Source organism: Rhizobium sp. WSM1328 (genome assembly GCF_057653715.1).
Genome location: NZ_CM172788.1, coordinates 2,754,328 through 2,778,185, shown reverse-complemented (window position 1 = coordinate 2,778,185; position 23,858 = coordinate 2,754,328). Strand labels below are relative to the sequence as shown.

At 62.3% G+C, this 23,858-nt stretch carries 19 protein-coding genes and 1 other RNA gene; 12 read left to right on the top strand and 8 right to left on the bottom strand.

From position 1 onward, the window contains the following. The first annotated feature begins 40 nt into the window (after positions 1–40). Both AC2444_RS14200 and AC2444_RS14195 read left to right on the top strand, forming a co-directional pair. Positions 41–1,453: an FAD-binding oxidoreductase gene (locus tag AC2444_RS14200; protein WP_012758242.1), complete on the top strand. Its 1,413-nt coding sequence runs from the start codon at positions 41–43 to the stop codon at positions 1,451–1,453. Between the two features lie 201 nt (positions 1,454–1,654). Beyond that, complete coding sequence (locus tag AC2444_RS14195; RefSeq protein ID WP_012758241.1) at positions 1,655–5,371, top strand: AsmA family protein; 3,717 nt, start codon at positions 1,655–1,657, stop codon at positions 5,369–5,371. A gap of 92 nt (positions 5,372–5,463) precedes the next feature. Here AC2444_RS14195 and AC2444_RS14190 read toward each other — a convergent pair whose 3' ends face one another. From AC2444_RS14190 to ssrA, 4 genes are all read right to left on the bottom strand, one after another. Beyond that, positions 5,464–5,688, bottom strand: coding sequence for a ribbon-helix-helix domain-containing protein (locus tag AC2444_RS14190; protein ID WP_012758240.1), 225 nt, complete (start codon positions 5,686–5,688; stop codon positions 5,464–5,466). 159 nt (positions 5,689–5,847) lie between these two features. Next, positions 5,848–6,042 (bottom strand): DUF4169 family protein, encoded by a 195-nt coding sequence (locus AC2444_RS14185; RefSeq protein WP_012758239.1) that lies wholly within the window; start codon positions 6,040–6,042, stop codon positions 5,848–5,850. Between the two features lie 50 nt (positions 6,043–6,092). Further along, positions 6,093–6,608 carry an SspB family protein gene (locus tag AC2444_RS14180; RefSeq protein WP_012758238.1) on the bottom strand — a complete coding sequence of 172 codons (516 nt, stop codon included), beginning with the start codon at positions 6,606–6,608 and terminating at the stop codon, positions 6,093–6,095. Positions 6,609–6,735: 127 nt separating this feature from the next. Beyond that, positions 6,736–7,098: a transfer-messenger RNA gene (gene ssrA / locus AC2444_RS14175) on the bottom strand. A gap of 111 nt (positions 7,099–7,209) precedes the next feature. On the opposite strand from ssrA, the gene AC2444_RS14170 reads away from it, so the two are divergent. The 5 genes from AC2444_RS14170 (at position 7,210) to AC2444_RS14150 (ending at position 12,704) form a co-directional block, all read left to right on the top strand. Then, positions 7,210–8,004: a thymidylate synthase gene (locus AC2444_RS14170; protein ID WP_012758237.1), complete on the top strand. Its 795-nt coding sequence runs from the start codon at positions 7,210–7,212 to the stop codon at positions 8,002–8,004. 13 nt (positions 8,005–8,017) lie between these two features. Continuing rightward, positions 8,018–8,536 carry a dihydrofolate reductase gene (locus tag AC2444_RS14165; protein ID WP_012758236.1) on the top strand — a complete coding sequence of 173 codons (519 nt, stop codon included), beginning with the start codon at positions 8,018–8,020 and terminating at the stop codon, positions 8,534–8,536. 148 nt (positions 8,537–8,684) lie between these two features. After that, positions 8,685–9,767, top strand: a complete 1,083-nt coding sequence (hflK, locus tag AC2444_RS14160) for an FtsH protease activity modulator HflK (protein ID WP_012758235.1) — start codon at positions 8,685–8,687, stop codon at positions 9,765–9,767. A 3-nt stretch (positions 9,768–9,770) separates the two neighbouring features. Then, positions 9,771–10,736 (top strand): protease modulator HflC, encoded by a 966-nt coding sequence (gene hflC / locus AC2444_RS14155; protein ID WP_012758234.1) that lies wholly within the window; start codon positions 9,771–9,773, stop codon positions 10,734–10,736. Between the two features lie 201 nt (positions 10,737–10,937). Beyond that, positions 10,938–12,704, top strand: a complete 1,767-nt coding sequence (locus AC2444_RS14150; RefSeq protein ID WP_012758233.1) for a Do family serine endopeptidase — start codon at positions 10,938–10,940, stop codon at positions 12,702–12,704. 334 nt (positions 12,705–13,038) lie between these two features. On the opposite strand, the gene serB is transcribed toward AC2444_RS14150, so the two are convergent. Next, entirely contained in the window at positions 13,039–13,929 is an 891-nt protein-coding gene (gene serB / locus AC2444_RS14145) for a phosphoserine phosphatase SerB (RefSeq protein ID WP_012758232.1), read from the bottom strand. On the opposite strand from serB, the gene miaA reads away from it, so the two are divergent. Next, on the top strand, positions 13,928–14,824 hold the full coding sequence (miaA, locus tag AC2444_RS14140; protein ID WP_080518556.1) for a tRNA (adenosine(37)-N6)-dimethylallyltransferase MiaA: 897 nt from the start codon (positions 13,928–13,930) through the stop codon (positions 14,822–14,824). The genes serB and miaA overlap by 2 nt on opposite strands. A gap of 3 nt (positions 14,825–14,827) precedes the next feature. Here the strand turns inward: miaA and pdxR are convergent, their stop codons facing one another. Beyond that, a complete protein-coding gene (gene pdxR / locus AC2444_RS14135) occupies positions 14,828–16,330 on the bottom strand; it encodes a MocR-like pyridoxine biosynthesis transcription factor PdxR (RefSeq protein WP_012758230.1) in 1,503 nt (500 codons plus the stop codon). Between the two features lie 151 nt (positions 16,331–16,481). Between pdxR and AC2444_RS14130 the strand changes: the two genes are divergently transcribed. Then, the gene (locus AC2444_RS14130; RefSeq protein WP_012758229.1) at positions 16,482–17,096 is read left to right on the top strand and encodes a LysE family translocator; all 615 of its coding nucleotides are present in this window, start codon (positions 16,482–16,484) and stop codon (positions 17,094–17,096) included. 21 nt (positions 17,097–17,117) lie between these two features. Next, positions 17,118–18,044 (top strand): dihydrodipicolinate synthase family protein, encoded by a 927-nt coding sequence (locus tag AC2444_RS14125; RefSeq protein WP_012758228.1) that lies wholly within the window; start codon positions 17,118–17,120, stop codon positions 18,042–18,044. On the opposite strand, the gene AC2444_RS14120 is transcribed toward AC2444_RS14125, so the two are convergent. Next, complete coding sequence (locus AC2444_RS14120; RefSeq protein WP_012758227.1) at positions 18,029–20,068, bottom strand: ATP-binding protein; 2,040 nt, start codon at positions 20,066–20,068, stop codon at positions 18,029–18,031. The two genes, AC2444_RS14125 and AC2444_RS14120, sit on opposite strands and share 16 nt — an antisense overlap. Before the next feature lie 323 nt (positions 20,069–20,391). Here AC2444_RS14120 and AC2444_RS14115 point away from each other — a divergent pair, with 323 nt between their 5' ends. Together AC2444_RS14115 and ilvN are read left to right on the top strand one after the other, a co-directional pair. Then, positions 20,392–22,182, top strand: a complete 1,791-nt coding sequence (locus AC2444_RS14115; RefSeq protein WP_012758226.1) for an acetolactate synthase 3 large subunit — start codon at positions 20,392–20,394, stop codon at positions 22,180–22,182. A gap of 83 nt (positions 22,183–22,265) precedes the next feature. Further along, a complete protein-coding gene (gene ilvN / locus AC2444_RS14110; protein ID WP_003560902.1) occupies positions 22,266–22,838 on the top strand; it encodes an acetolactate synthase small subunit in 573 nt (190 codons plus the stop codon). Positions 22,839–22,918: 80 nt separating this feature from the next. On the opposite strand, the gene AC2444_RS14105 is transcribed toward ilvN, so the two are convergent. Next, positions 22,919–23,767 (bottom strand): aldo/keto reductase, encoded by an 849-nt coding sequence (locus AC2444_RS14105; protein ID WP_012758225.1) that lies wholly within the window; start codon positions 23,765–23,767, stop codon positions 22,919–22,921. Between the last annotated feature and the right edge of the window lie 91 nt (positions 23,768–23,858).

Below are 23,858 nucleotides of genomic sequence, written 5' to 3'. Positions count from 1 at the left end.
CACGATATGGTTTCTGCGGAATGGCAGGGAGATCAACGGGATGGCGCTGAAGGACGCGAAGGCGGGCACACGCAACGAGGCGGGAATTGCCGCGGTGCTCGGCATTCTCAAGCAGAGCTTCGGCGAGCGTTTCCAGACCGGCCAGTCCTTCCGCGAACAGCATGCCCATACGACCACTTATATCCCGCCGCAACTGCCAGACGGGGTGCTTTTCGCTGAGAGCGCCGAAGATGTGAAGGCGGCGGTCAGAGCCTGTGCGACCCACAAGGTGCCGGTGATCGGTTTCGGCGTCGGCACCTCGCTGGAGGGGCAGGTCAATGCCGCCAATGGCGGCATTTCGATTGACTTCAGCCGCATGGACCGGGTGCTTGAGGTCAACCCCGAAGATCTCGACTGCACCGTCGAACCGGGTGTGACACGCGAGGCGCTGAATATCCACCTGCGCGATACCGGCCTGTTCTTCCCGATCGATCCCGGCGCCAACGCCTCGATCGGCGGCATGGCCTCGACGCGGGCCTCCGGCACCAATGCCGTGCGCTACGGAACGATGAAGGACAATGTGCTTGCCGTCACCGCCGTCACCGCCAATGGCGAGGAGATCCGCACGGCCCGGCGCGCCCGTAAATCCTCGGCGGGCTACGATCTGACGCGGCTCTTCGTCGGCGCCGAGGGCACGCTCGGCATTCTGACCTCGGTGACGCTGCGCCTCCAGGCGATCCCCCAGAAGATTGCCGGAGGGGCCTGTGCCTTTCCGAGCATCAAGGCCGCCTGCGATGCCGTCATCATGACGATCCAGATGGGCATTCCGGTGGCGCGTATCGAGCTGCTCGACACGGTACAGATGCGGGCCTGCAACGCCTATTCAAAGCTCTCCTATGCCGAAAGCCCGACATTGTTCCTCGAATTCCACGGCACCGACGAGACGGTGCCGCTGCAATCGGCAGCCTTTGCCGAGATCGCCGCCGAATGCGGCGGCGGCGAGTTCCTGTGGACAGCCAATGCCGAGGAACGGACGAAGCTCTGGAAGGCACGCCACGACGCCTATTGGGCCGCAAGGGCGCTGGCGCCCGGGCTTGCCGCACTTTCGACCGATGTTTGTGTTCCGATATCGAGGCTCGCCGATTGTGTTTCCGAAACGCAGGCGGATATCGAGGAACACGGGCTGTTGGGGCCGATCGTCGGCCATGCCGGCGACGGGAACTTCCATGTGCTGCTGTTGTTCGACGACAAGAGCGCCGAAGACATCGCCATGGCCGAGAGCTTCGTACAACGGCTCAACCGGCGGGCGCTCGACCTGGACGGGACATGCACCGGTGAACACGGGATCGGGCAAGGCAAGATGGCGTTTCTGGAACAGGAGCTCGGCGGCGCGGTGGATCTGATGCGACAGGTGAAACAGGCGCTCGATCCGGACGATATCTTCAATCCCGGCAAGATTTTCCACCATGGCTGAAACGGAACATTCTCATGAAGTTGGGTCTTGCCCCCGGCATGATTAGCGCTAGAACAAGATGATGTTAGGCAGGCTCGCCCTGAAATCTGAATCCTGTTCTCAAATAAAGAGTTAGAGCATGATGTCGTCCGAAAACCGCTCACACTTTTCGGCATCATGCTCTAGTGTCTGCAACAGAATCCCGAATGGAGACGCTTTGCATTGGTAGGCCGGTTCCTCGTCTTTCTGGGGGGAGTGATCGTCGTAGTGCTGTTTGTGGCGCTGCTTGCGCCGCTGTTCATCGACTGGACGGACTTCCGCAAGAATTTTGAGGATCAGGCAAGCCGCATTATCGGCAAGAAAGTCACCGTCTACGGCACCGTGGATGCGCGCCTCTTGCCGTTTCCATCGGTGACGCTGCATGACGTGCGCGTCGGCCAGGAAGCAGACGGCACGCCGATCGTCAAGGTCGAGCAGTTCTCCATGGATGCGGAGCTCGCACCTTTCCTGTCGGGCGAAGCGCTGATCTTCGACATGCGTATCGTCAATCCGAAGGTGCGCTTGAGATTGCTCAAGGACGGCACGCTCGACTGGATGCGCGGCAGCCGCGCGGAAATACCGGCAAGGACCGTCGTCCTCGAAAACGTGCATGTCAGCGGCGGCGAGGTCGAATTCATCGACGATCAGTCGGGTCGCTCGCGTCGCATCACCGGCCTCAACGCGGAAATGTCGGCAAAGTCGCTGGCTGGTCCCTGGCGCATCGAGGGCGACGCTGCGCTCGACGGCGAGCACGGCGGCTTCTCGATCTCGAGCAGTCAGCCGGACGAGAAGGGCGTGCTGCGCATGCGCACGAGGCTTTCGCCGGACAAGCACCCTGTCAGCGTCGATCTCGACGGCGAGCTGAAGCTCGTCGACAGCAAGCCGAACTATCAGGGCCAGCTTTCGGCCGCGATCGAAATCCGCAACAGCGCCAAGCCCGCCAACAAGAAAGAGCAGCCGCCGCGCGTCAAGGGCCGCTTCGAGCTCACCAATGAACGTATCCGCATCCCCGAATACCGGATGGAGATCGGCCCGACAGACGATCCCTACGTCATAACCGGCGAGGCGACGCTCGATACCGGCAATGCGCCGGAATTCCTGTTGACCGCCGACGGCCAGCAGATCGATGTCAACCGCATCGGCAATCAGGGCTCGGCCGGCAAGACGACACGGGATCCCGCTGTTTCGGCGCGCCAGCGGTTGAATTCGCTGATCGATATCGTCGCGCAGGTGCCGATCCCGCAGGTGCCGGGCAAGGCGAGCGTCAAGCTGCCGGCAATCGTCGCCGGCGATACGACGCTGCGCGACGTACAGCTGGAGCTCGAACCGGCCGGCACCGGCTGGCTGATCGACAGCGTCACCGGCACGCTGCCGGGACGCACGCAGGTAGAGGGCAAGGGCAAGCTCCTGCTTCAGGGCGAGCCTTCGTTCAACGGCCAGATCCTGGTGGCCTCCAGCCAGCCGACGGGGCTAGCCTCCTGGCTAGCCGGCTCGGTCGATCCGGCTATCCGGCAATTACGGCAGGCGGGCTTTTCCGCCAATGTCAGCCTGACGCATGAATTGCAGCGTTTCGAAAATCTCGAGATCGCCATCGGACCGGCGACGCTGAAGGGCCGGCTGGAGCGCCAGGCGATCTCCGGCCAGACGCCGACGCTATCGGTGGCGCTGAACGGCGATACGCTCGATCTTGACGCGCTACAGGCGCTGAGCGGGCTCATGACCGGCCAGGATGCCGGCGACAACGTGCTCGACCACAAGATCGCCGCCCAGCTCAAGGCCGACAAGTTCACCGCCTTCGGCGTCGACGCCGAGAATGTCGAGACCACCTTTACGATTGCCGATGGCGCGCTTGCCGTCGACCGGCTGTCGATCAAGAATATTGCAGGCGCAGAGCTGACGGCGACGGGCAGGGCGGAAGGTTCGCTGCTCGACTACAAGGGCGCGGGCGAGATCACCTTCAAATCGGCCGATCCCGGCGGCTTCTTCACCATGCTGCGCGAGCACCTGCCGCATCACCCGGTGCTTGACCGGCTGGTGCGCAATGCCGGCTGGTACGGCAATACGGCGCTTCGCGGCGCGCTGACGCTTGGCGGCGACGAGGGCAATGCGCTGACGGTGACGCTTGCCGGCGTGGCGAACGGCAGCCGCGTCAATCTCGACTACCGCATGTCCGACCTCCTGGCGCTGACCGGCAATGGCACGACGAGCCTCGAGGCGACGCTCGAAAACGCCGTGCCATCAGTCCTGTTCGGCCAGGCCGGGCTCGATCCGCTGCCGGTCGATGTCGGGGCCAATGGCCGCCTGACGCTGAAGGTGAAGGCATCGGGCAACGATCCCGCCGATGCGGCGCTGACCTTTGCGACCGACCGGACCTCGTTCATGGCCAACGGCAAGATCGATGTCCGGCCGGAGACCTTCATGAACGGCGAGATCGCCCTTTCGCTCGACAGCGCCGATATCGACCCCTATCTCATCATGAACGGCATCGCCCTGCCGCAGACCGGAACCGGGCTGCCGTTCGGCCTGCAGGTCAATGCCGCCGTCAATAGCGACAAGATCGTCTTTTCGGATCTCAAGGGGCATGCGGCCGACAACGAATTTTCCGGTGCGCTGACCTTCGACCGGAAGGCTGCGAAGACGACCGCGAGTGGCGGGCTGACGCTCTCCAAGGCCGATGCCGGCTGGCTCGGCGAGGCGGTGTTCGGCCAGATCGTCGATCCCGCCAACGGTCAGCTGACGACGGCGCCGCTGGGGCTGCCCGTCTTCAAGGATCTCGACGTCAACGTGAAGCTGACGGCCAAGCAGTTCTGGCCGGGCCTTCCGGAAACGGCGGTGTCGGACTTCACCAGCAACGTTGCCTACAAGGGCGACGAGCTGCAGCTCAACGACATGGCCGGCAATTGGGACGACGGAAAGCTCTCCGGCAACCTGCTTTTCACCAATGCCAACGGTACCGGTTTCCTGCAGACGAAGCTTGCGCTTGCCGATTCCGATCTTTCCGGCGTCGTCTGGCTGCGCGACGGAGCGCCGATCGCCAACGGCAAGTTCGGATTGTCGCTGTCGATGGAGGCTTCGGGCAAGACGATCGGCGAGATCGCCAGCTCGCTCAATGGTTCGGGCGAACTGAGGCTCGGCGATACCAGCATACGCGGGCTTAACCTTGCCGTCCTTCCGCCGCTGCTTGCCGCAACCGATACGATGCAGGAGCAGATCAATGCCGGCAAGGTGCATCCAATCATCGAGACGCTGCTCAGCAACGGCGAGGCGAAGCTGCCGCCGCTCGGCATCCCCTTCAACATCGCCGACGGGACGCTGAGGGTGCAGAATGTCACCGTCGCCAACGATCTGGCCCGCATCACCGCCGATGCGCAAATCGCACTGCCGGAAGAGCGGATCAGCGCGACTCTGGGCGTCGGGTTCAATCCTGGCACGGAAGCGCTTTCCGGCGCCGAGCCGGCGCTCCGGCTGAATTTTTCCGGCATGCTGCCGTCGCCCGGCAAGACGATGGATGTAACCGATATCACCAGCTTTCTGTCGCTGCGCGCCTTCGAGCGCGAGCGCCGGCGTGTCGAGCGGCTGCAGGCGGTCGTGCTCGAAAAACAGCGGCTGCGCCGCGAGGTGGCGCTCTACCGGTTCAACGACGCTGAGCGCATCAAGGCAGCCGAGATCGAGCAGCAACGGCAGGCGGAGGAAGAGCGGCTGCGCGCGCTGGCGCAGAAAGCAGCCGCTGAGAAGGCTGCTGCCGAGGCGGAGGCCGCACGCGCGGCGGAAGCCAAAGCGAAGGCGGATGCGGATGCGCAGGCGAGGGCCGCCGCAGAGGCGGAAGCAGCACGGCGCAGCGGGCAAGCGCAGCCCGGTCCGCTCAATTTCGACCAGTTGCCGGGCGTTCAGGCGCAGTGAAAGTGCATAGAATTTGATTCATGCAAGACGCTTCAGGCCTTTGTTTTCATTGATGTCGTCCCAAATCGCTACGCGATTTTAAGCAACATGCATCAGGGCTGGTGGCTGGCGCCGGCCTTCAGCCAGGAAAGCACATGCAAGCGCAGCGCTGAGGACAGGTTGCTGTCCGGCGGGCGGTGGTCGTCGATTTCGGAGATCAGGGCGGCGAGCAGTATCGAACGGGCTGCGGCAATCGTCTTCAGCTCGGTCCAGAACTCATCCTCCAGCGAGAAACTGGTGCGATGGCCGTGCAATGTCGCCGAATGCTTGCGGATCATGGAGCGCCTTCACATTCCGATTAGAGCGCCGCGCGTCCGCGAGGACGCGCTAAGGACGTTCTATCAAAGCATGCGTGGGTCGGCAGATCGATTCAAGGAAACCGCGCAAGTGGCTGATCGCAGGTTCCATTCCGGCTCTTCAAGCTTTGCCTGAAACCGTCACGCGCCGTCGTCATCGGTCTCGATCCGGCCGTCCCGATGGGCTTTGTCGGCCTTGTCGTTCAGGCTGCGGGTCAGTTGCTTTTCGCCCTTGGTGCGGCCGAAGGAGATGCGGTTCTGTTCGGCCTGCTTCTCCTGTTCGGAGCGAGCCTGCTTCTTGCGGAACTGGCGCAGATTGATGATTTCGGCGCTCATGCGTTTGCCTGGATTCCCTATGAAAAAGGGAGGCTTGGGCCCCCTTCAAATCACTGCTTCTTGCGGAAGGAGTCGAGCGAGACGACGGAGCCCGGTTTCTTCTCCTCGCCGTCGGCGGTTTTTGCGCCCGCGGCGTCATCGGGCTTACTGGCCGCATCCACCGGATAGGCGGTGATTTCGCCGGACGGCAATTCCTCGCCATCGGCGAGTGGCACGTCGAACTCGAGCTCGAAGTTGACGGAGGGATCGTAGAAGCCGCGGATCGCATTGAATGGGATGACCAGCTTTTCCGGAACGTCCGAGAAGGAAAGACCGATCTCGAAATGCGTCTCGGTGATCTTCATGTCCCAGAACTGGTGCTGTATGACGATAGTCATCTGCTCGGGGTATTTCGACTTCAGGTGCTGGGAGATGCGCACACCGGTCGCGCCAGTGAGGAAGGTGATGAAGAAGTGATGATCACCGGGCAGGCGGCCCGTGGCTGCGACTTCCGCCAATACCTTGCGGATGACGCCGCGAAGTGCATCCTGTGCCAGAATGTCGTAGCGGATATGATCCTGCCCCATGCTTTTCCTGTCTTTCGTCGGTTCGGAGTCTTTTCACAAGGTTGTATGCCACGTCCGGGCGCCTTGGGAAAGACCGGAGCCGAGTCACGTTTTTAAGCAGCATACATGATTTCGGCGGCAGGGAGAAGGTGAAGGCTTCTGTTGCCAGGTGCCTTCGGACCCCGCCTAGAGGTGCGAACCACTAGGACTTTATTTGAAGTGTCACACCGCGATTAAGCAGCGAGACGAGCTTCCGCATAGTTGTCGTTTGCAACTACAATTTTAGCCCGATAACGGCGGTACAATGCCGAGCAAAAAGACGATCTTTACACCCTTGTCGATCCTGTTTCGCCCCCATCAAAAGCCGGCCTTTAAGACCGCCGGTTTTTGGTGGAGGCGCCGGGTACCGCCCCCGGGTCCAATAGGTTTATTACACCGCTCATTTATCGCCATAGCCGGCCCGAAAGCCGGCAGGGTTGATATAGGGGTTTCCTCTGCACAAGGAAAGGGCAAACGTCATAAAAGCGTTATGCGCCCCATCAGAAACATTGGGAAAATACCCGGCGGTGATTGGTTTCCCGGTTCCGAAGGCTTAAATTGGCCGAAACGGAATCAGCGCGACATGAAGCAATATCTCGATCTCTTGAATCATGTGATGGAAAAGGGCTCCGACCGGGGCGACCGCACCGGCACCGGCACGCGCTCGGTCTTCGGCTACCAGATGCGCTTCGACCTCGAAGAGGGCTTCCCCGTCCTCACCACGAAGAAGCTGCATCTGCGCTCGATCATTCACGAGCTTCTCTGGTTTCTGAAGGGCGAGACGAATATCCGATATCTCAAGGAAAACGGCGTTTCGATCTGGGACGAATGGGCCGACGAAAACGGCGATCTCGGGCCGGTCTACGGCGCCCAGTGGCGCTCCTGGCCAGCGCCGGATGGCGGCCATATCGACCAGATCGCCAATCTCGTCAAAGGCATCGTCAACAATCCGAATTCGCGTCGCCACATCGTTTCGGCCTGGAATCCGGCCGAAGTGGACGAAATGGCGCTGCCGCCCTGCCATTGCCTGTTCCAGTTCTATGTGGCTGACGGCAAGCTTTCCTGCCAGCTCTACCAGCGGTCGGCCGATATCTTCCTCGGCGTGCCGTTCAACATCGCCTCCTATGCGCTGCTGACGATGATGGTGGCTCAGGTGACCGGGCTGAAGCCCGGCGATTTCGTTCACACGCTCGGCGACGCTCATCTCTATCACAACCATTTCGACCAGGCGAAGCTGCAACTGGCGCGCCGGCCGAAGCCGCTGCCGTTCATGCGCATCAAGCCTGATGTGAAGGACATTTTCGGCTTCACCTTCGACGATTTCGAGCTGATCGGCTACGAGGCCGATGCCAGCATCAAGGCGCCGATCGCCGTCTGATCCGGGACATTCCATGGCCGACATCCGCAGGACCATTATCGCCGCCGTTGCCCGCAACGGCATTATCGGCCGTGACGGCGACATGCCGTGGCGGCTTTCGAGCGATCTCAAGCGCTTCAAGGCGCTGACATTGGGAAAGCCTGTGGTGATGGGCCGCAAGACCTACGAGTCGATCGGCAAGCCACTGCCGGGACGGCCGAACGTCGTCATTTCGCGGCAGGCAGCGATAGAACATCCTGATGTCTCCATGACGCATTCGCTGTCCGAGGCGATAACGGCGGCCGAAAGGCTGGCGCTCGAAACCGGCGTCGACGAGATCTGCATTCTGGGCGGCGGGCAGGTCTATGCCCAGGCGATCGGTCTTGCCGACCGGATGTGCATCACGCATGTCGAGGCCGATCTCGACGGAGACGCGTCGTTTCCCGTGATTGATCCCGATATCTGGCAGGCAGGGGAGGCGATCGCGGTTCCGGCCGGCGAGAAGGACAGCTATCCCACGCGCTTCGTCGTCTACGAACGCCGACGCGCCTGAAAATGAACTATTTTCCAATTAAATTGACCAAGTTTCTCACGTTGCGTTGAAAGCCGGTGCGGCGATACTTATAACGGTCACCAACGCATCGGCCGGTCAGCCCCCACGGTTTCGCATGCGTGGAGACTTAACGAACAACGAGGTTTTGATGCCCTGGAGCAATCAGAATGGCGGCGGCGGCCCTTGGGGCGGCGGCGGCGGTAATAATCAGGGACCATGGGGACAGGGGCCGAACCGGCCGCGCGGTGGCGGCGGCAAGGGCGGACCGCCTGATCTGGAAGATATCATCCGGCGCGGTCAGGACCAGCTGCGCAACATCATTCCCGGCGGATTCAACGGCGGCGTGGCGGTGATCGTCGTGGCGATCGTCGCCGTCTTCTGGCTGATCCAATGCATCTACGTCGTGCAGCCGGACGAACGCGGCGTCGAACTGCGGTTCGGCAAGCCGAAGGAAGAGATTTCCATGCCGGGCCTGCATTTCCATCTGTGGCCGATGGAAACGGTGGAGACGGTCAAGGTGACCGTGCAGCAGCTGAACATCGGGGCGACTTCGGCATCGTCTTCGAACGGCCTGATGCTGTCCAGCGACAAGAGCGTCATCAACGTGCAGTTCGCGGTCTTCTACACCGTCAGCGATCCCAAGGCCTATCTCTTCAACGTCGAAAATCCGGCAGAGACGCTGCAGCAGGTTTCCGACAGTGCCATGCGTGAAATCGTCGGCCGGCGTCCGGCGCAGGACGCCTTCCGCAGCAATCGCCAGCCGATCGAAGTGGATGTGCTCAATATCCTGCAGGATACGATGAACCGCTATGGCGCAGGCGTGACCGTGACCGGCGTGACGATCCAGAACGTGGCACCGCCGCGGGAAGTCGCCGATGCCTTCGAAGAAGTGCAGCGTGCCGGCCGTGACCGCGACAGCACGATTGAAGAGGCCAATCGCTACACGAACCAGAAGCTTGGTCAGGCGCGAGGCGATGCGGCCAGAATCCGTGAAGATGCAGCCGCCTACACGGACCGTGTGGTGAAGGAGGCCGAAGGTGAAGCGCAGCGCTTCACGGCGATCAACGACGAATATTCGAAGGCGCCCGACGTGACCCGCAAGCGGTTGTACCTCGAAACGATGGAGCAAGTGCTGAAGAACTCCCGGAAGGTCATCATCGACGAGAAGCAGGGCGTCCTGCCCTACCTGCCGCTCAATGAGCTCGGCAAGCCGGCGCAGCAGGGAGGTTGAGTCATGACATCGAACAGACTTCCCATCATTCTTCTCATCGTCGCCATCGTTTTGGTCGGGCTCTATTCGTCCATCTTCGTGGTGAATGCACGTGAGCAGGCCATCGTCGTCCGTTTCGGCCAGATCCAGTCGGTCAAAACCGAGCCGGGCATTTATTTCAAGCTGCCCTTCGGCTTCATGGATGCCGACCGCGTTCAGCTGGTCGAAAAGCAGGCGCTGAGGCTCGATCTCGACAATATTCGCGTTCAGGTCCAGGACGGTCAGACCTTCGACGTCGATGCCTTCGTGATCTACAACATCTCGGATGTCCGCCGCTTCCGCGAAACGGTATCGGGCGATCGCGAAGCCGCGGAAGCGCGGTTGAGAGCCCAGCTCGATTCATCGCTTCGTCGCGTCTACGGTCTGCGTGACTACAATGCTGCGCTCTCGGAAGAGCGTGTCGCGATGATGCTGGAGATTCGCGACGACCTGCGCACAGATGCCGAAAATCTCGGCCTGCATATAGACGATGTTCGTATCCGCCGCACCGACCTTTCGCCGGAGGTTGCGCCCAACACCTATAATGCCATGCGGTCGGAACGTCTCGCCGAGGCGGAGCGTATCCGTGCGGAGGGTAATGAGGAAGGCCAGCGGCGCCGGGCCGTCGCCGACCGTCAGGTCGTCGAGTTCACCGCAGGCGCCCAGCGCGATGCGGAAATCCTTCGAGGCCGGGGCGATGCGGAACGCAACCGCGTCTTCGCCGAAGTCTTCAGCAAGGATCCAGCCTTCTTCGAGTTCTATCGCTCGATGGCGGCCTATTCCTCCGCTCTCTCGTCGCAGGACACGACGCTGGTGCTGTCGCCGAATTCGGAATTCTTCCGCTATTTCGACAATGCCGCCGGCACCCTGCAGTCGGCAAATCCGGCTGCACCGGTTCCGGCAGTTCCCGGCGCCGCTGTTCCCGCTGCACCGGCCCAGCCGACGAACTGACAGCAGGGGAAACGACCCCGACAATCCTGGAAGGGCCGGCCCGAGCGCCGGCCCTTTTTTCGTGGAATGATTGAGACGATCCGGCTTTTGCGAGGCCACGTCACATTGCACGGGGATTTCGCGAAAAGGTGATTTCGCCCTCCATCATTCCGCCTTATGCTGGTGCTCAATGTCCGCATGTACCCCTTATGAGGAAGCTTAATGGCCCCCACGATTCGCTCGCCCTTCAGACGAACGCTCGCGCTTATGGCCAGCGCTGCAATTCTTGCGCATGCCGGCATGAACGGGGTCGCGTACGCCCAAACCTCAGCTGAGGCGACACCGCCCGGGGTTGCCGCGCCCGCTCCCGCTACTCCAGAAACGGCTGCCCCTGCACCCACACCGCCGGCTCCGGCTGCCCCGGAAACGGCTGCTCCTACGCCTACCGCACCCGCCGCACCGCAGCAGACCGCTCCAATCCAGGCCGCCGTGCCCAACAACGGCCCGGCTTCCGTCGCCGATCTCGCCGAGGGGCTGCTCGACGCCGTGGTCAACATCTCGACCTCGCAGAATGTGAAGGACGATGAGGGCGCGGGTCCGGCGCCGCGCGCGCCCGACGGCTCGCCTTTCCAGGAATTCTTCAACGATTTCTTCAACAAGCAGCAGGGCAACAAAGGCGGCAACCACAATGTCAGCTCGCTCGGCTCCGGCTTCGTCATCGATCCGGCCGGCTATATCGTCACCAACAACCACGTGATCGAGGGCGCCGACGATATCGAGATCAATTTCGCCAATGGTTCGAAGCTCAAGGCGAAGCTGATCGGCACCGATACGAAGACCGATCTTTCGGTGCTGAAGGTCGAGCCGAAGACGCCGCTGAAATCGGTGAAATTCGGCGATTCCAGCACGATGCGCATCGGCGACTGGGTGATGGCGATCGGCAATCCGTTCGGCTTCGGCGGTTCGGTGACGGTGGGTATCATTTCCGGGCGTGGCCGCAACATCAATGCCGGTCCCTACGACAACTTCATCCAGACGGATGCGGCGATCAACAAGGGCAATTCCGGCGGCCCGCTCTTCAATATGAAGGGTGAAGTGATCGGCATCAACACGGCGATCATTTCGCCGAGCGGCGGCTCGATCGGTATCGGCTTCTCTGTGCCGTCGGAGCTTGCTTCCGGCGTCGTCGACCAGCTGCGCGAATATGGCGAGACGCGGCGCGGCTGGCTCGGCGTGCGCATCCAGCCGGTGACCGACGATATCGCCGACAGCCTCGGGCTCGACACTGCAAAGGGCGCGCTGGTCGCCGGTGTCATCAAGGGCGGCCCCGTCGATGACGGCTCGATCAAGGCGGGCGACGTCATTTTGAAATTCGACGGCAAGACCGTCAGCGAAATGCGCGACCTGCCGCGCGTCGTGGCGGAGAGCACCGTCGGCAAGGAAGTTGACGTCGTGGTGCTGCGCGACGGCAAGGAGCAGACCGTCAAGGTGAAGCTTGGCCGGCTCGAGGACAGCGATCAGGCGGCAGCATCCGACGCGCCCGACGGTTCGCAGAACGACGGCGGCGTGATCACCCCGGACCCCGGCGAGAACAACGACATGGACCAGCCGGATTCCGGCGATCAGGCTAAGCCTGCACCTGATACACCCGACCAGCATAAGGGGCAGGTGTCGCCGGATGCGGCCACGCCGAAGAACGTGCTCGGGCTGTCGCTGTCGCTGTTGAGCGCCGAGACGCGCAAGGCCTTTGGCATCGCCGAGAGCGTTGACGGCGTCGTCGTCACAGAGGTGACGCCCGGCTCCGCCTCGGCCGAAAAGGGGCTGAAGCCCGGCGACGTGATCGTCGAGGTTGCGCAGGAGTTTATGAAGTCGCCGGATGCTGTCGCCGCCAAGGTGCAGGCGCTGAAACAGGAGGGCCGCCGCAACGCTCAGCTGATGGTCGCATCGGCGAATGGCGATCTGCGGTTCGTGGCGGTGCCGATGGAATAGGGGAGCTAGGCGGTAGTGAATTTGCCGCCGTGGTCTCCAACTCTCCCTCATTCCCGTGCTTGTCACAGGAATCCAGTGCGCCCAAAGTCCTTGGGCTAAGAAGACTCTACTCTCTTGGCGTAAATCATTCACCGCGCAGACGCGCGGTGGCTGGATTCCTGTGACGAGCACAGGAATGAGGGCGGAGAGGGTGTGCCGGGCGGCCTTTCGAAACGGGGCCGTTGGCCTAACGGTCCGGAGGTGACAGGCTATTTGGCGGGTTTATGGAGGTTGCCCTTCCGTACGTGGCACCGGGCGATCAGCCCCGATTTCGGGAATATCGCTGGTATCGCCTTCAAGCCGTCACGAAATCCGTCTTCCGGTAACCCTGGATATAAAGCAGGGCGGTCAGGTCGCCGTGGTTGATGCGCATCTGTGCTTCGGCAGCGACTGCCGGCTTGGCGTGGAGGGCGACGCCGGCGCCGGCGAGGTGTAGCATGCCGAGGTCGTTGGCGCCGTCGCCGACGGCCATCGCTTCTTCCGGCGAAATGCCGAGGCGAGCCGATATTTCGTTCAGCGCATCGACTTTCGCCTGCTTGCCGAGGATCGGTTCGGCGACGAAGCCGGAGAGAATGCCGCCGTCTTCGAGCAGCGTGTTGGCACGGTTCTCGTCGAAGCCGAGGGTGGCGGCGATGCGGCTGGTGAAGACGGTGAATCCGCCGGAGACTAGCGCGGTGTAATGACCTTTCGACTTCATGGTGGCGATGAGTTCCGGGCCGCCCGGCGTGAGCGTGATGCGCTTGGCGATCACCTCGTCGACGACCGATATCGGTAGGCCCTTCAGCAGGGCGACACGCTCACGTAAGGCCGGCTCGAAAGCGATCTCGCCGTTCATGGCGCGGGCGGTGATGGTCGCAACCTTCTCCTTCAGGCCGACTTCGGCGGCGAGTTCATCGATGCACTCCTGGCCGATCATCGTCGAATCCATATCGGCGATCAGCAACTTCTTGCGGCGGGTCTCCTGCTCCTGGATAACGAGGTCGATGGGCGCGCTAGATACGACGGCAAGGATATTGGCTTCTGCCTCTTGCGCGTCCGTGCCGTCGCGCAGCGCGATGTCGCAGGCGATGCCGTCTGCCAGCCAGTAGAGACCGGAAGCGTTCACGGCCTCGGCCGCCCGTTCGGCGATTTCGGGTGTCAGCACGGGATTTGACGGATTGGCAACAAGCGTGGCAACGAGGGCCATGATGGAAAACCTTCTGAGCACAGTGAACGCGATCCTGATAACCGGGCCGACCGCCAGCGGCAAGTCCGCGCTCGCCGTCGAATTGGCCAAGCGTCATGACGGCGCGGTCGTCAACGCCGATAGCATGCAGGTCTACGACACGTTGCGGGTGCTGACCGCGCGCCCGTCGGAGGCGGAGATGCAGGGCGTGCCGCATCATCTTTACGGCCACGTGCCGGCAGGTGCGGCTTATTCCACAGGCGCCTGGCTGCGGGATGTCGCAGCACTACTACCGGCGCTGCGGGACGCAGGACGGCTGCCGGTCTTTGTCGGCGGCACGGGACTTTATTTCAAGGCGCTGACCGGCGGGCTCTCCGATATGCCGGAGATACCTGAGGTGCTGCGGGAAAAACTCAGGACCCGGCTGCTGGAGGAGGGGCCGGACGGGCTCTACTCCGAACTCGCCGAGGCCGATCCCGCCATGGCGGCAAGCCTCAACCGGCAGGACGGACAGCGGATCGTCCGGGCGCTTGAAGTGGTGAAGGCGACGGGGCGGTCGATCGCCGATTTCCAAGGCCGGTCGGGACCGGTGGTTATCGACGCCGATGAGGCCCGCAAGATCGTCGTTCTGCCGGACCGGGCTGTGCTGCATCAACGCATCAACGGGCGTTTCGAAAAGATGTTGCAGCAAGGTGCGGAATACGAGGTAAGGGCGCTGCTTGCGCTCGATCTGCCGGCCGAGGCGCCTGTGATGAAGGCAATTGGCGTGTCGCAGATTACGGCAATGCTAAGGGGCGAGATGACGCGCGACGAGGTGCTGGAGAAGGGGGCTGCGGCGACGCGGCAATATGCCAAGCGGCAAATGACATGGTTTCGCAACCAGATGGACGGTAGCTGGGAACGGCTGACGGTTTAGCCATCAGTTTGTTGCGGGCCGCCTGCTTTGAGACATCTGCTGGCTCAGCTGCTTGACGAGTTCGCCAACCGCCGCCTGCAACTGGTCCGGCAGAAATCCGCCGAAGCCCAGCATCAGGCCGGGGCGCGCCGGCCGCGCGGCATACATCGGGGAGATCGCACGCACGGCGAGGCCGGCCGAGAGGGCACGGGCTGCAAGTTGCGCGTCGTCGACCTCCTCGGGCAGCCACAGAAGAATATGCATGCCCTGGTCGCTCTGCTGCACGCGGCAGCCCTCAGGCAAGGCCCGATCGAGCGCCGAAAGCAGAACAGCGCGGCGTTCGGCATAGAGGCCGCGGATGCGTCGGATGTGCGCTTCGAAATAGCCTTCCCGCATGTAGGCCGCCAGAACGTGCTGTTCGGCGATCGGCGAATGCCGGTCGAGAATGGCGCGGGCGCCGGCAAAGGCTTCCGCCAGCGGAGGAGGGGCGATGACGTAGCCGAGGCGCAGAGAAGGAAAGAGCACTTTGCTGAAGGTGCCGAGATAGATGACGCGTGACGGACGCAATCCCTGCATCGAGGGAAATGGGTGTCCGGCATAACGCAGCTCGCTGTCGTAGTCGTCCTCGACAATCCAGGCGCGATTTTGGTCGGCCCAGGCGATCAAGGAATTACGCCGGGCCATGCTGAGCGGCATTCCGATCGGATATTGGTGCGACGGCGTGACGAATGCGGCGCGCGCCCGCGGACATAGCTCGAGGCCGCGTTCCACGTTCATTCCCTGTGCGTCGACCGGCAGGCGGTGCATTCGTACGCCGAGATCGTCGAGCACTGCCGTTAGGCCGGGATAGGCCGGGTCCTCGGCCCATACCGCATCGTCACGCGAGAGAAGCACCCGGCCTGCCATATAGAGGCCTTGCTGGGTGCCTGACGTGATGATGACCTGTTCCGGCTCACAATGAACGGCCCGCGCGCGGCGGACGTGGTCGGCAATGGCAAGCCTGAGTTCGAGCAAACCCATAGGATCGTGGTAACCAGAGGGTGCGGCCTGTCGCGACGCGCGCACGCGGTTGCCGAGACGGCGCCAGTTGTCGTCGGGCGCAATGCCACAAGCCGGGACGGCGATGGCGAAGGGAACGGGCGGGTGCGGGGTGAGCGCACGGGCGATGGCAATCAGCCGGGCAGCCTGGGAAGGCAGATCGACGGCATCCGCGGTAGATGGCACAGCCGGTGCAAGCGGGGGCGCCGGCGTGGTGTCCATCAGATCGGTGGCAACACGGGTTCCGGCTCCGACCCGCGCTTCGAGATAGCCTTCAGCGGTCAACTGATCGAACACCTCGACAACGGTGCCGCGCGCGATCTCCAGCGAAGCCGCAAGGCTCCGCGTCGAAGGAAGGCGTTCTCCCGACCTCAGCTCACCGCGGGCGATCGCGTTCCGCAGGGCCTGTGCAAGCTGGCGACTGACATTGGCCGTTCGCTCGATCGCTTTGAGCGATGGTATTTCGATGGTGCTACGCCGTTTGGACATCGCAAAATGGTCCATAGAAATTATTCAAAATGGAGCTTCATGGTGGACCAATTTTCAAAGAAAAGGAAGCGGATTGGCGACTTCCCGAGGGCGTGCTTTTCGTCGTCGGGGTGGTACCGTGCGCGAGCGCAAACTTCTGGAAAAGACGCAAATGCAGGATCTTCTCGTCGTCTACATCGCCTACGCAATTGCTGCAGGCAGTCCCGGACCAAGCAACATGGCCATTATGAATGTGGCAATGCGGCAAGGGCGTCGACCGGCGCTCGCCCTTGCCGCCGGGGTTATAACGATGTCGACATCCTGGGGGCTGGTTGCGGTCACCGGCATCTCGACACTGCTGGTACGCTATGCCCATGCCCTGCTGTTTCTCAAGATTGCAGGCGGATTGTACCTTCTCTGGCTCGCCTGGAGGGCGGCCCGCTCGGCAGCAGCCCCGGATATGCCGGCAAGCGAGGTCGTCCGGCCTGCCGCGCAAGTTGGCGTGCTCTATCGTCGCGGCGTTCTGATGCATCTCGGTAACCCGAAGGCGGTTCTGGCCTGGGTGGCGATCATGTCGCTCGGCCTCAAGCCGGGCGCTTCGCCGGAGATGGCCGTCACGGCATTCGGCGGCTGCGTGCTCTTGGGCATCTCGATATTTGCCGGCTATGCCGTGCTCTTCTCGACGGCACCGATGGTGCGCGGCTACGCCCGTGCGCGGCGGTGGATCGAGGGCAGTCTCGCCGTCTTCTTCGCCGGTGCCGGATCGCGCCTGCTGTTCTCACATTGACCGGGTTTTCAGGATCGCATCATGTCTGTCACTTCTCCGTTTCATGGTCTTTCGGCCTTTCCGCCCACGCCCGCCAATAGGGAGGGCCGGGTAGACACCGAAGCCCTCGGCCGCCTGCTGGAACGCCTGTGTGATGCAGGCGTCGCTTCGATAGGCCTTCTCGGCAGCACCGGGATCTACGCCTTTCTCACGCGCGAGGAACGACGGCGAGCCGTCGAGGCTGCGGTCGAGTGCGTTCGTGGTCGTATTCCCCTCGTCGTCGGCGTCGGCGCTCTGAGGACAGACCATGCCCGGAGCCTGGCGAGGGATGCCGAGGCCGCCGGTGCAGATGCTCTTCTGCTTGCGCCGGTGTCCTACACGCCGCTGACCCAGGACGAAGCCTACGAGCATTTCCTGGCGGTCACCGAGGCGGCGAATCTGCCGCTTTGTATCTACAACAATCCCGGCACGACCCACTTCACCTTCGGCCGGGATCTTCTGCAGCGCCTGTCCGATATCGAGACTATCAGGGCCGTGAAGATGCCTCTGCCTGCTGACGGCGATTTCGCAGGCGAGTTGGCGGCATTGCGAGAGAAGACCAGGCTTGCGATCGGCTACAGCGGCGACTGGGGCGCGGCCGAAGCGCTGCTTTCAGGTGCCGACGCCTGGTACAGCGTCATCGGTGGCTTGCTTCCGCGCGTCGCCCTTGCCCTGACCAAGGCTGCGATTGCGGGCAAGGGCGGGGAGGCGCACCGGCTCGATGGTCTCCTCGAACCGCTCTGGAAAACGTTCAAGGCGTTCGGAAGCCTTCGCGTGGTCTATACGCTGGTCGACCTTCTCTCACTCGCCGGGGCAGAGCTCCCACGCCCTCTCTTGCCGCTCGGGCCGATGGACCGGCAGCGTGTGCTCGACGCCGTCGAGCCTCTGATCGCCCTGGAGAGCGAGCTGAAGCGTCAATCCTTGTTGTAAAGGCTGCTCAGCGGTTTTTTCAGGATGCTTTCGCGCAGCGACGTGCCGGGCTCCCGGCGGGAGACCGTGGGCTGGTCCGCCGGTGGTGCCGGTCGGGGAAAAACCGGCTCGTCGCGGCGCATCTCGCGGCGAAGCGCGTCCAGCCGGGGATCGATTGCGGGTGACGTGGCCGGGTCCAGCCGCGGCGTCTGCGGTAGCAATTCCCGCCGGTAGGTTTCGAGCGGCGCGGAGGCGGGCGGCGCGGCGAAAGAGGCGAGCGGCGTGTATGGCTTCGCGTCGAGATCCTCGTCGGCTGCGTCGGTCTCGTCGAAACCTGCCACGGACGCGGCATAGTTCTGCTGGAAATTTGAAATGTCGGGTCCGACGGTCACCGCCCGCATGCGGGTGACGATCTTGCGCAGATCGACCGTATCCGGATCTTCCTCGCTTTGCTTGCTGTTGGCGCTGCTCGCCTTCGGCAGCAGGTTCTCCTCGACGCGGGAAAAGCGCATGCGCATCGGCACGCTGATCGCCTCACCGAAGGCGATCGCTTCGCCATTGCCGATCGAGGAGATGAAGCTTGTCGTCGAGATCGACGAATTCGGGATGGCCGAGCGGATTATTTCCTGGTCGCGGTCGTTGGCGAGGCGCATGGCAAAGAGCGTCGAACACTGCGACAGGATCGTCTGGTCGAGCTCGCCCGGGCGCTGGGTGATGATGCCGAGCGAGACGCCGTATTTGCGGCCTTCCTTGGCGATGCGGGCGATCGCCTGGCGCGTCGGCACGAAGCCGAGGCTCGGATCGGAGGGGATATAGCGGTGAGCTTCCTCGCAGACGACGAGCATGTGGATGGCGCCCTCGCTCCACAGCGCTACCTCAAAGGCCATGCGGCAAAGCACCGAAGCGACCGAATTGACGACCTCGGAAGGAATGCCGGCAAGCTGGAAGGCACAGATCGGCCGGTTCTCGCCGGGGATGCGGAAGATCTGCGCGATGGTGTCGGTGATCGTGTCGGTGATCGTGTTGTTGGAGAACATGAAATGATAACGCGGATCATTGATTGCGGCGATGATGCGCATCTTCAACGAACGCAGGAAGGGTTTTTCCGAACGGCCTTCCAGGCGACCGATGCGCTCGTCGATCAGCGCCAGCAGATCGGCCATGCGGTAGGGAACCGGCGTGTCGGCGGTGATCGAACTCTTTTCGGTCGTGCGGCGCACCAGTGAATTGTCGCTACCACGGAAGGCGCGCTTGGCTTCCGGCAGGATATCGCGCAGCATGTCGAGCTCTTCGGGCACCGGCGGGCGGCCGCGAAAGACGACTTCGGCGAACTCTTCAAGCCGCATGAGCCAGAAGGGCAGATCAAGCGTATCGGTATCGATGGTGACGGCGTGCTGAGGAAAGGCGGCGGCGAATTCGTTATGCGGATCGAGGATCAGTACACGCAGCTTCGGGTCCGCCGCGATCGCCTTGTGCAGGAGCAGCGACACGGCCGTCGACTTGCCGACGCCGGTCGAGCCGACGACGGCGAAATGCTTGGAGAGCATCGAGGGGATATGGATCGCCGCATCGATGCTATCGTCCTGCGTCAGCTTGCCGATGACGGCGGTCGTACCCTCGCCGGCATCGTAGATGCGCATCAGGTCGGCGGATCGGATGCGGTGGGCGATGGCGCCGAGATAGGGATAACGCGAGATGCCGGTCGAGAATTCCTCGCGCCCGTCCTCGTCGACACGGACTTCGCCGAGCAGTTCGGTCTCGATCTTGAAAATATTGTCCTCGCCTTCGCCCCAGGCGTGGCTGCCGGTGTTCATCTGATAGACGAGCGCGACGACGCGATTGCGGCCGACGCTGATCGAAATCAGCCGGCCCACGGACCAGAGTTCGGTAAGATCGGTGCCGCCCTGTTCGGCGACGGCGGCAATCGTCGCCCGCGAACCGCTGCATGCAACGACGCGGCCGAGAAAGCGATTTCCCGGCGCATGGCCATCGCGGCGATCATGCTCGCCTGCCTTGCCAGACGTGCGCAAGTCGTTGTTGAGCAAAGGGCTACTCCATGCAGTAGCGTAGAAGAATAAAGTCGATCCTTTAACAAATCCTTCATCCTATCGATTTTCGGGGATGCAGGCGTGGGGCAGTTTTTTATTGTGGCATGCGTTGACGCTGCGAAATTTTCTGTCTATCACTTCCGACCATGAAAATCGCAACGGCTCTTATCGTGGTGGGAAAGCGCATGGGCAGGATGGTGTAACCATCCGGCGATAGCCACCCATGCGCTAGATGACAGGCTCCTCAGGGGCCTTTTTTTATGCCCGAAATTCGGGCTTCCGGCCACAAACGCAATCCCAGCATCAAACGGAACAGACAGATGAGCACGGACAATCAGGCGGCAGGCAATCGGATGACGGGAGCGGAGATCGTTCTCAAGGCGCTGAAGGACAATGGCGTCGAACATATTTTCGGCTATCCCGGCGGCGCGGTCCTGCCGATCTATGACGAGATCTTCCAGCAGGAAGATGTCAAGCACATCCTCGTCCGCCACGAGCAGGGGGCAGGCCATGCGGCCGAAGGTTACGCCCGCTCCACCGGCAAGGTCGGCGTCATGCTGGTCACCTCGGGTCCGGGCGCTACCAATGCCGTCACGCCGCTGCAGGACGCGCTGATGGATTCGATCCCGCTCGTCTGCCTGACCGGCCAGGTTCCGACCCCACTGATCGGCTCCGACGCCTTCCAGGAATGCGATACGGTCGGCATCACCCGGCCCTGCACCAAGCACAACTGGCTGGTCAAGGATGTCAACCAGCTTGCCGCCGTCATTCACGAGGCCTTCCGCATCGCCCAGTCCGGCCGTCCAGGCCCCGTCGTCGTCGATATTCCGAAAGACGTGCAGTTTGCGACCGGCACCTATACGCCGCCCGCCGATTACGCGATTCAGAAGAGCTACCAGCCGAAGATCCAGGGCGACCTCAACCAGATCCATGCCGCGATCGAACTGATGGCGAATGCGCGCCGTCCGATCATCTATTCCGGCGGCGGCGTCATCAATTCCGGCCCCGAGGCTTCCAAGCTGCTGCGCGAGCTGGTCGAGCTCACCGATTTCCCGATCACCTCGACGCTGATGGGCCTCGGCGCCTATCCTGCTTCGGGCAAGAACTGGCTGAAGATGCTCGGCATGCACGGCTCCTACGAAGCCAACATGGCGATGCACGACTGCGACGTCATGGTCTGCATCGGCGCCCGTTTCGACGACCGCATCACCGGCCGTCTCAATGCCTTTTCGCCGAACTCGAAGAAGATCCATATCGATATCGATCCATCCTCGATCAACAAGAACGTCCGAGTCGATATCGGCATCCGCGGCGATGTCGGCCATGTCCTCGAAGACATGGTCCGCCTGTGGCGGGCGCTGCCGAAGAAGCCGGAGAAGGGTCGCCTCGACGACTGGTGGACCGATATCGCCCGCTGGCGGGCACGCAACTCCTTCGCCTATACGAAGAGCAATGACGTCATCATGCCCCAATATGCGCTGGAGCGGCTCTTTGCCCACACCAAGGACCGGGATACCTACATCACCACCGAGGTCGGCCAGCACCAGATGTGGGCGGCGCAGTTCTTCGGTTTCGAGCAGCCGAACCGCTGGATGACCTCGGGCGGCCTCGGTACGATGGGCTACGGCCTGCCGGCCGCGCTCGGCGTGCAGATCGCCCATCCCGACAGCCTCGTCATCGACATTGCCGGCGACGCCTCGATCCAGATGTGTATCCAGGAAATGTCGGCGGCGATCCAGCACGACGCGCCGATCAAGATCTTCATCATGAACAACCAATATATGGGCATGGTGCGTCAGTGGCAGCAGCTGTTGCACGGCAATCGCCTGTCGAATTCCTATACGGAGGCGATGCCCGATTTCGTCAAGCTGGCGGAGGCCTATGGTGCCGTCGGCCTGCGCTGCGAAAAGCCGGATGCGCTTGATGACACCATTCTGGAGATGATCGAGGTCAGAAAGCCTGTCATCTTCGATTGCCGTGTCGCCAATCTCGCCAATTGCTTCCCGATGATCCCCTCGGGCAAGGCCCATAACGAAATGCTGTTGCCGGACGAAGCCACCGACGAAGCGGTCGCCAATGCGATCGACGCCAAGGGCCGCGCGCTCGTCTGACATTTTTAATTTGCGCATGACCCTTTCCGAAAATCGCTTTCGATTTTCAGGGTTATGCGGCAGGGAAGAGGAAACTCAAGACCATGAACGCACACCTACAGCCCACGGGCTCCGCTTACTTCATCTCGCCGGAAACGGCGGCGGTCGAAAGCCACACGCTTTCGGTTCTCGTCGACAACGAACCGGGCGTTCTTGCCCGGGTCATCGGCCTGTTTTCCGGCCGCGGCTACAATATCGAGAGCCTGACGGTCTCCGAGACCGAGCATCAGGCGCATCTTTCCCGCATCACCGTCGTCACACGCGGGACGCCGCAGGTGCTGGAACAGATCAAGGCGCAGCTCGAGCGCATCGTGCCGGTACATCGCGTCGTCGACCTGACGGTGCGGGCCCGCGAACTCGGCCAGGATCGGCCGATCGAGCGCGAAGTGGCGCTGGTTAAGGTGATCGGCGAGGGCGAGATGCGTGCCGAGACCCTGCGCCTTGCCGATGCCTTTCATGCCAAGGTGGTGGATGCGACCGTCGGCCACTTCATTTTGGAGATCACCGGCAAATCGTCAAAGATCGATCAGTTCGTGGCGATCATGAAGCCGCTTGGCCTCATCGAGGTCTGCCGTACCGGCATTGCGGCGATGAACCGCGGCGTGCAGGGGATGTAAATAATACAGCCCGGACATGTAAGTATCACAGCCCGGGCATCTAAGCCCGATGCTGCAATGATTGCGAAAGCCGCTGGAGATCAAAGCATCTCCAGCGGTTTTTTCTTTGTGGGCGGCGGAAAGGCGGCGTCGATGGCATCCCAGTCGTCGTCGGTGATTTCGAGCGAGACGCAGTCGCGGTTTTCCGCCGCGCGTTCGGCATTCGAGGTCTTCGGCATGACGATGACGCCGTCGCGTTCCAGCAGGAAGGCGAGTGCCAGCTGAGCGGGTGTCGCCTGATAGGCCTTGGCGATGCGGATCAACTCGGGATGGTGCAGGATATTTCCCTGTTCGATCGGCGAATAGGCCATGATGGGAATGCCTCGGTTCTGGCACCAGGGCAGCAGATCGAATTCGATGCCGCGGCGGGAAAGGTTATAGAGCACCTGGTTGGCGGCGACATTGGCGCCGTCGGGCACTCCGAGCAGTTCCTCCATGTCGTCGGTGTCGAAGTTGGAGACGCCCCAGGCGCCGATCTTGCCGGATGCCTTCAGCATTTCGAAGGCGGCGACGGTCTCTGTGAGCGGATGGTCTCCGCGCCAGTGCAGCAGATAGAGATCGATGCGATCGGTACCCAGCCGTTCGAGACTGCGCTCGCAGGCCTCAATCGTGCCTTTCAGGCTGGCATTCCAGGGATAGACCTTGCTGACGATGAAGACCTCATCGCGCCGGCCCCTGATCGCCTGGCCGACGATCTCTTCGGCGCCACCGTCGCCGTACATTTCGGCGGTGTCGATCAGCGTCATGCCGAGATCGATGCCGGCCCTGAGGCTTTCGATCTCGGCCCTGGCATGACCGGCATCCTCACCCATCGCCCAGGTGCCCTGGCCGAGCGCCGGCACCTCAGTGCCATCAGGGAATGTGATCGATGGAATCGGGTCGTCCTGCATGGTTTCTGTCCCTTCGACAGGAGATTGGGCCGGGTCGCCATCTTTCAAGTAATCCTGTCACCATGACAATGATGTAATGGCACCGGCGGTT

What these genes read in the sequence shown, in the direction of transcription:
- AC2444_RS14130 (WP_012758229.1), top strand. Translation starts at nt 16,482, where the DNA reads ATGCAGGATCTTCTCGTCGTCTACATCGCCTACGCAATTGCTGCAGGC.
- AC2444_RS14170 (WP_012758237.1), top strand. Translation starts at nt 7,210, where the DNA reads ATGAAGCAATATCTCGATCTCTTGAATCATGTGATGGAAAAGGGCTCC.
- serB (WP_012758232.1), bottom strand. Translation starts at nt 13,929, where the DNA reads ATGGCCCTCGTTGCCACGCTTGTTGCCAATCCGTCAAATCCCGTGCTG.
- AC2444_RS14190 (WP_012758240.1), bottom strand. Translation starts at nt 5,688, where the DNA reads ATGATCCGCAAGCATTCGGCGACATTGCACGGCCATCGCACCAGTTTC.
- ilvN (WP_003560902.1), top strand. Translation starts at nt 22,266, where the DNA reads ATGAACGCACACCTACAGCCCACGGGCTCCGCTTACTTCATCTCGCCG.
- AC2444_RS14185 (WP_012758239.1), bottom strand. Translation starts at nt 6,042, where the DNA reads ATGAGCGCCGAAATCATCAATCTGCGCCAGTTCCGCAAGAAGCAGGCT.
- AC2444_RS14165 (WP_012758236.1), top strand. Translation starts at nt 8,018, where the DNA reads ATGGCCGACATCCGCAGGACCATTATCGCCGCCGTTGCCCGCAACGGC.
- AC2444_RS14105 (WP_012758225.1), bottom strand. Translation starts at nt 23,767, where the DNA reads ATGCAGGACGACCCGATTCCATCGATCACATTCCCTGATGGCACTGAG.
- hflC (WP_012758234.1), top strand. Translation starts at nt 9,771, where the DNA reads ATGACATCGAACAGACTTCCCATCATTCTTCTCATCGTCGCCATCGTT.
- AC2444_RS14200 (WP_012758242.1), top strand. Translation starts at nt 41, where the DNA reads ATGGCGCTGAAGGACGCGAAGGCGGGCACACGCAACGAGGCGGGAATT.
- AC2444_RS14125 (WP_012758228.1), top strand. Translation starts at nt 17,118, where the DNA reads ATGTCTGTCACTTCTCCGTTTCATGGTCTTTCGGCCTTTCCGCCCACG.
- miaA (WP_080518556.1), top strand. Translation starts at nt 13,928, where the DNA reads ATGATGGAAAACCTTCTGAGCACAGTGAACGCGATCCTGATAACCGGG.
- AC2444_RS14180 (WP_012758238.1), bottom strand. Translation starts at nt 6,608, where the DNA reads ATGGGGCAGGATCATATCCGCTACGACATTCTGGCACAGGATGCACTT.
- AC2444_RS14150 (WP_012758233.1), top strand. Translation starts at nt 10,938, where the DNA reads ATGGCCCCCACGATTCGCTCGCCCTTCAGACGAACGCTCGCGCTTATG.
- AC2444_RS14115 (WP_012758226.1), top strand. Translation starts at nt 20,392, where the DNA reads ATGAGCACGGACAATCAGGCGGCAGGCAATCGGATGACGGGAGCGGAG.
- pdxR (WP_012758230.1), bottom strand. Translation starts at nt 16,330, where the DNA reads ATGTCCAAACGGCGTAGCACCATCGAAATACCATCGCTCAAAGCGATC.
- hflK (WP_012758235.1), top strand. Translation starts at nt 8,685, where the DNA reads ATGCCCTGGAGCAATCAGAATGGCGGCGGCGGCCCTTGGGGCGGCGGC.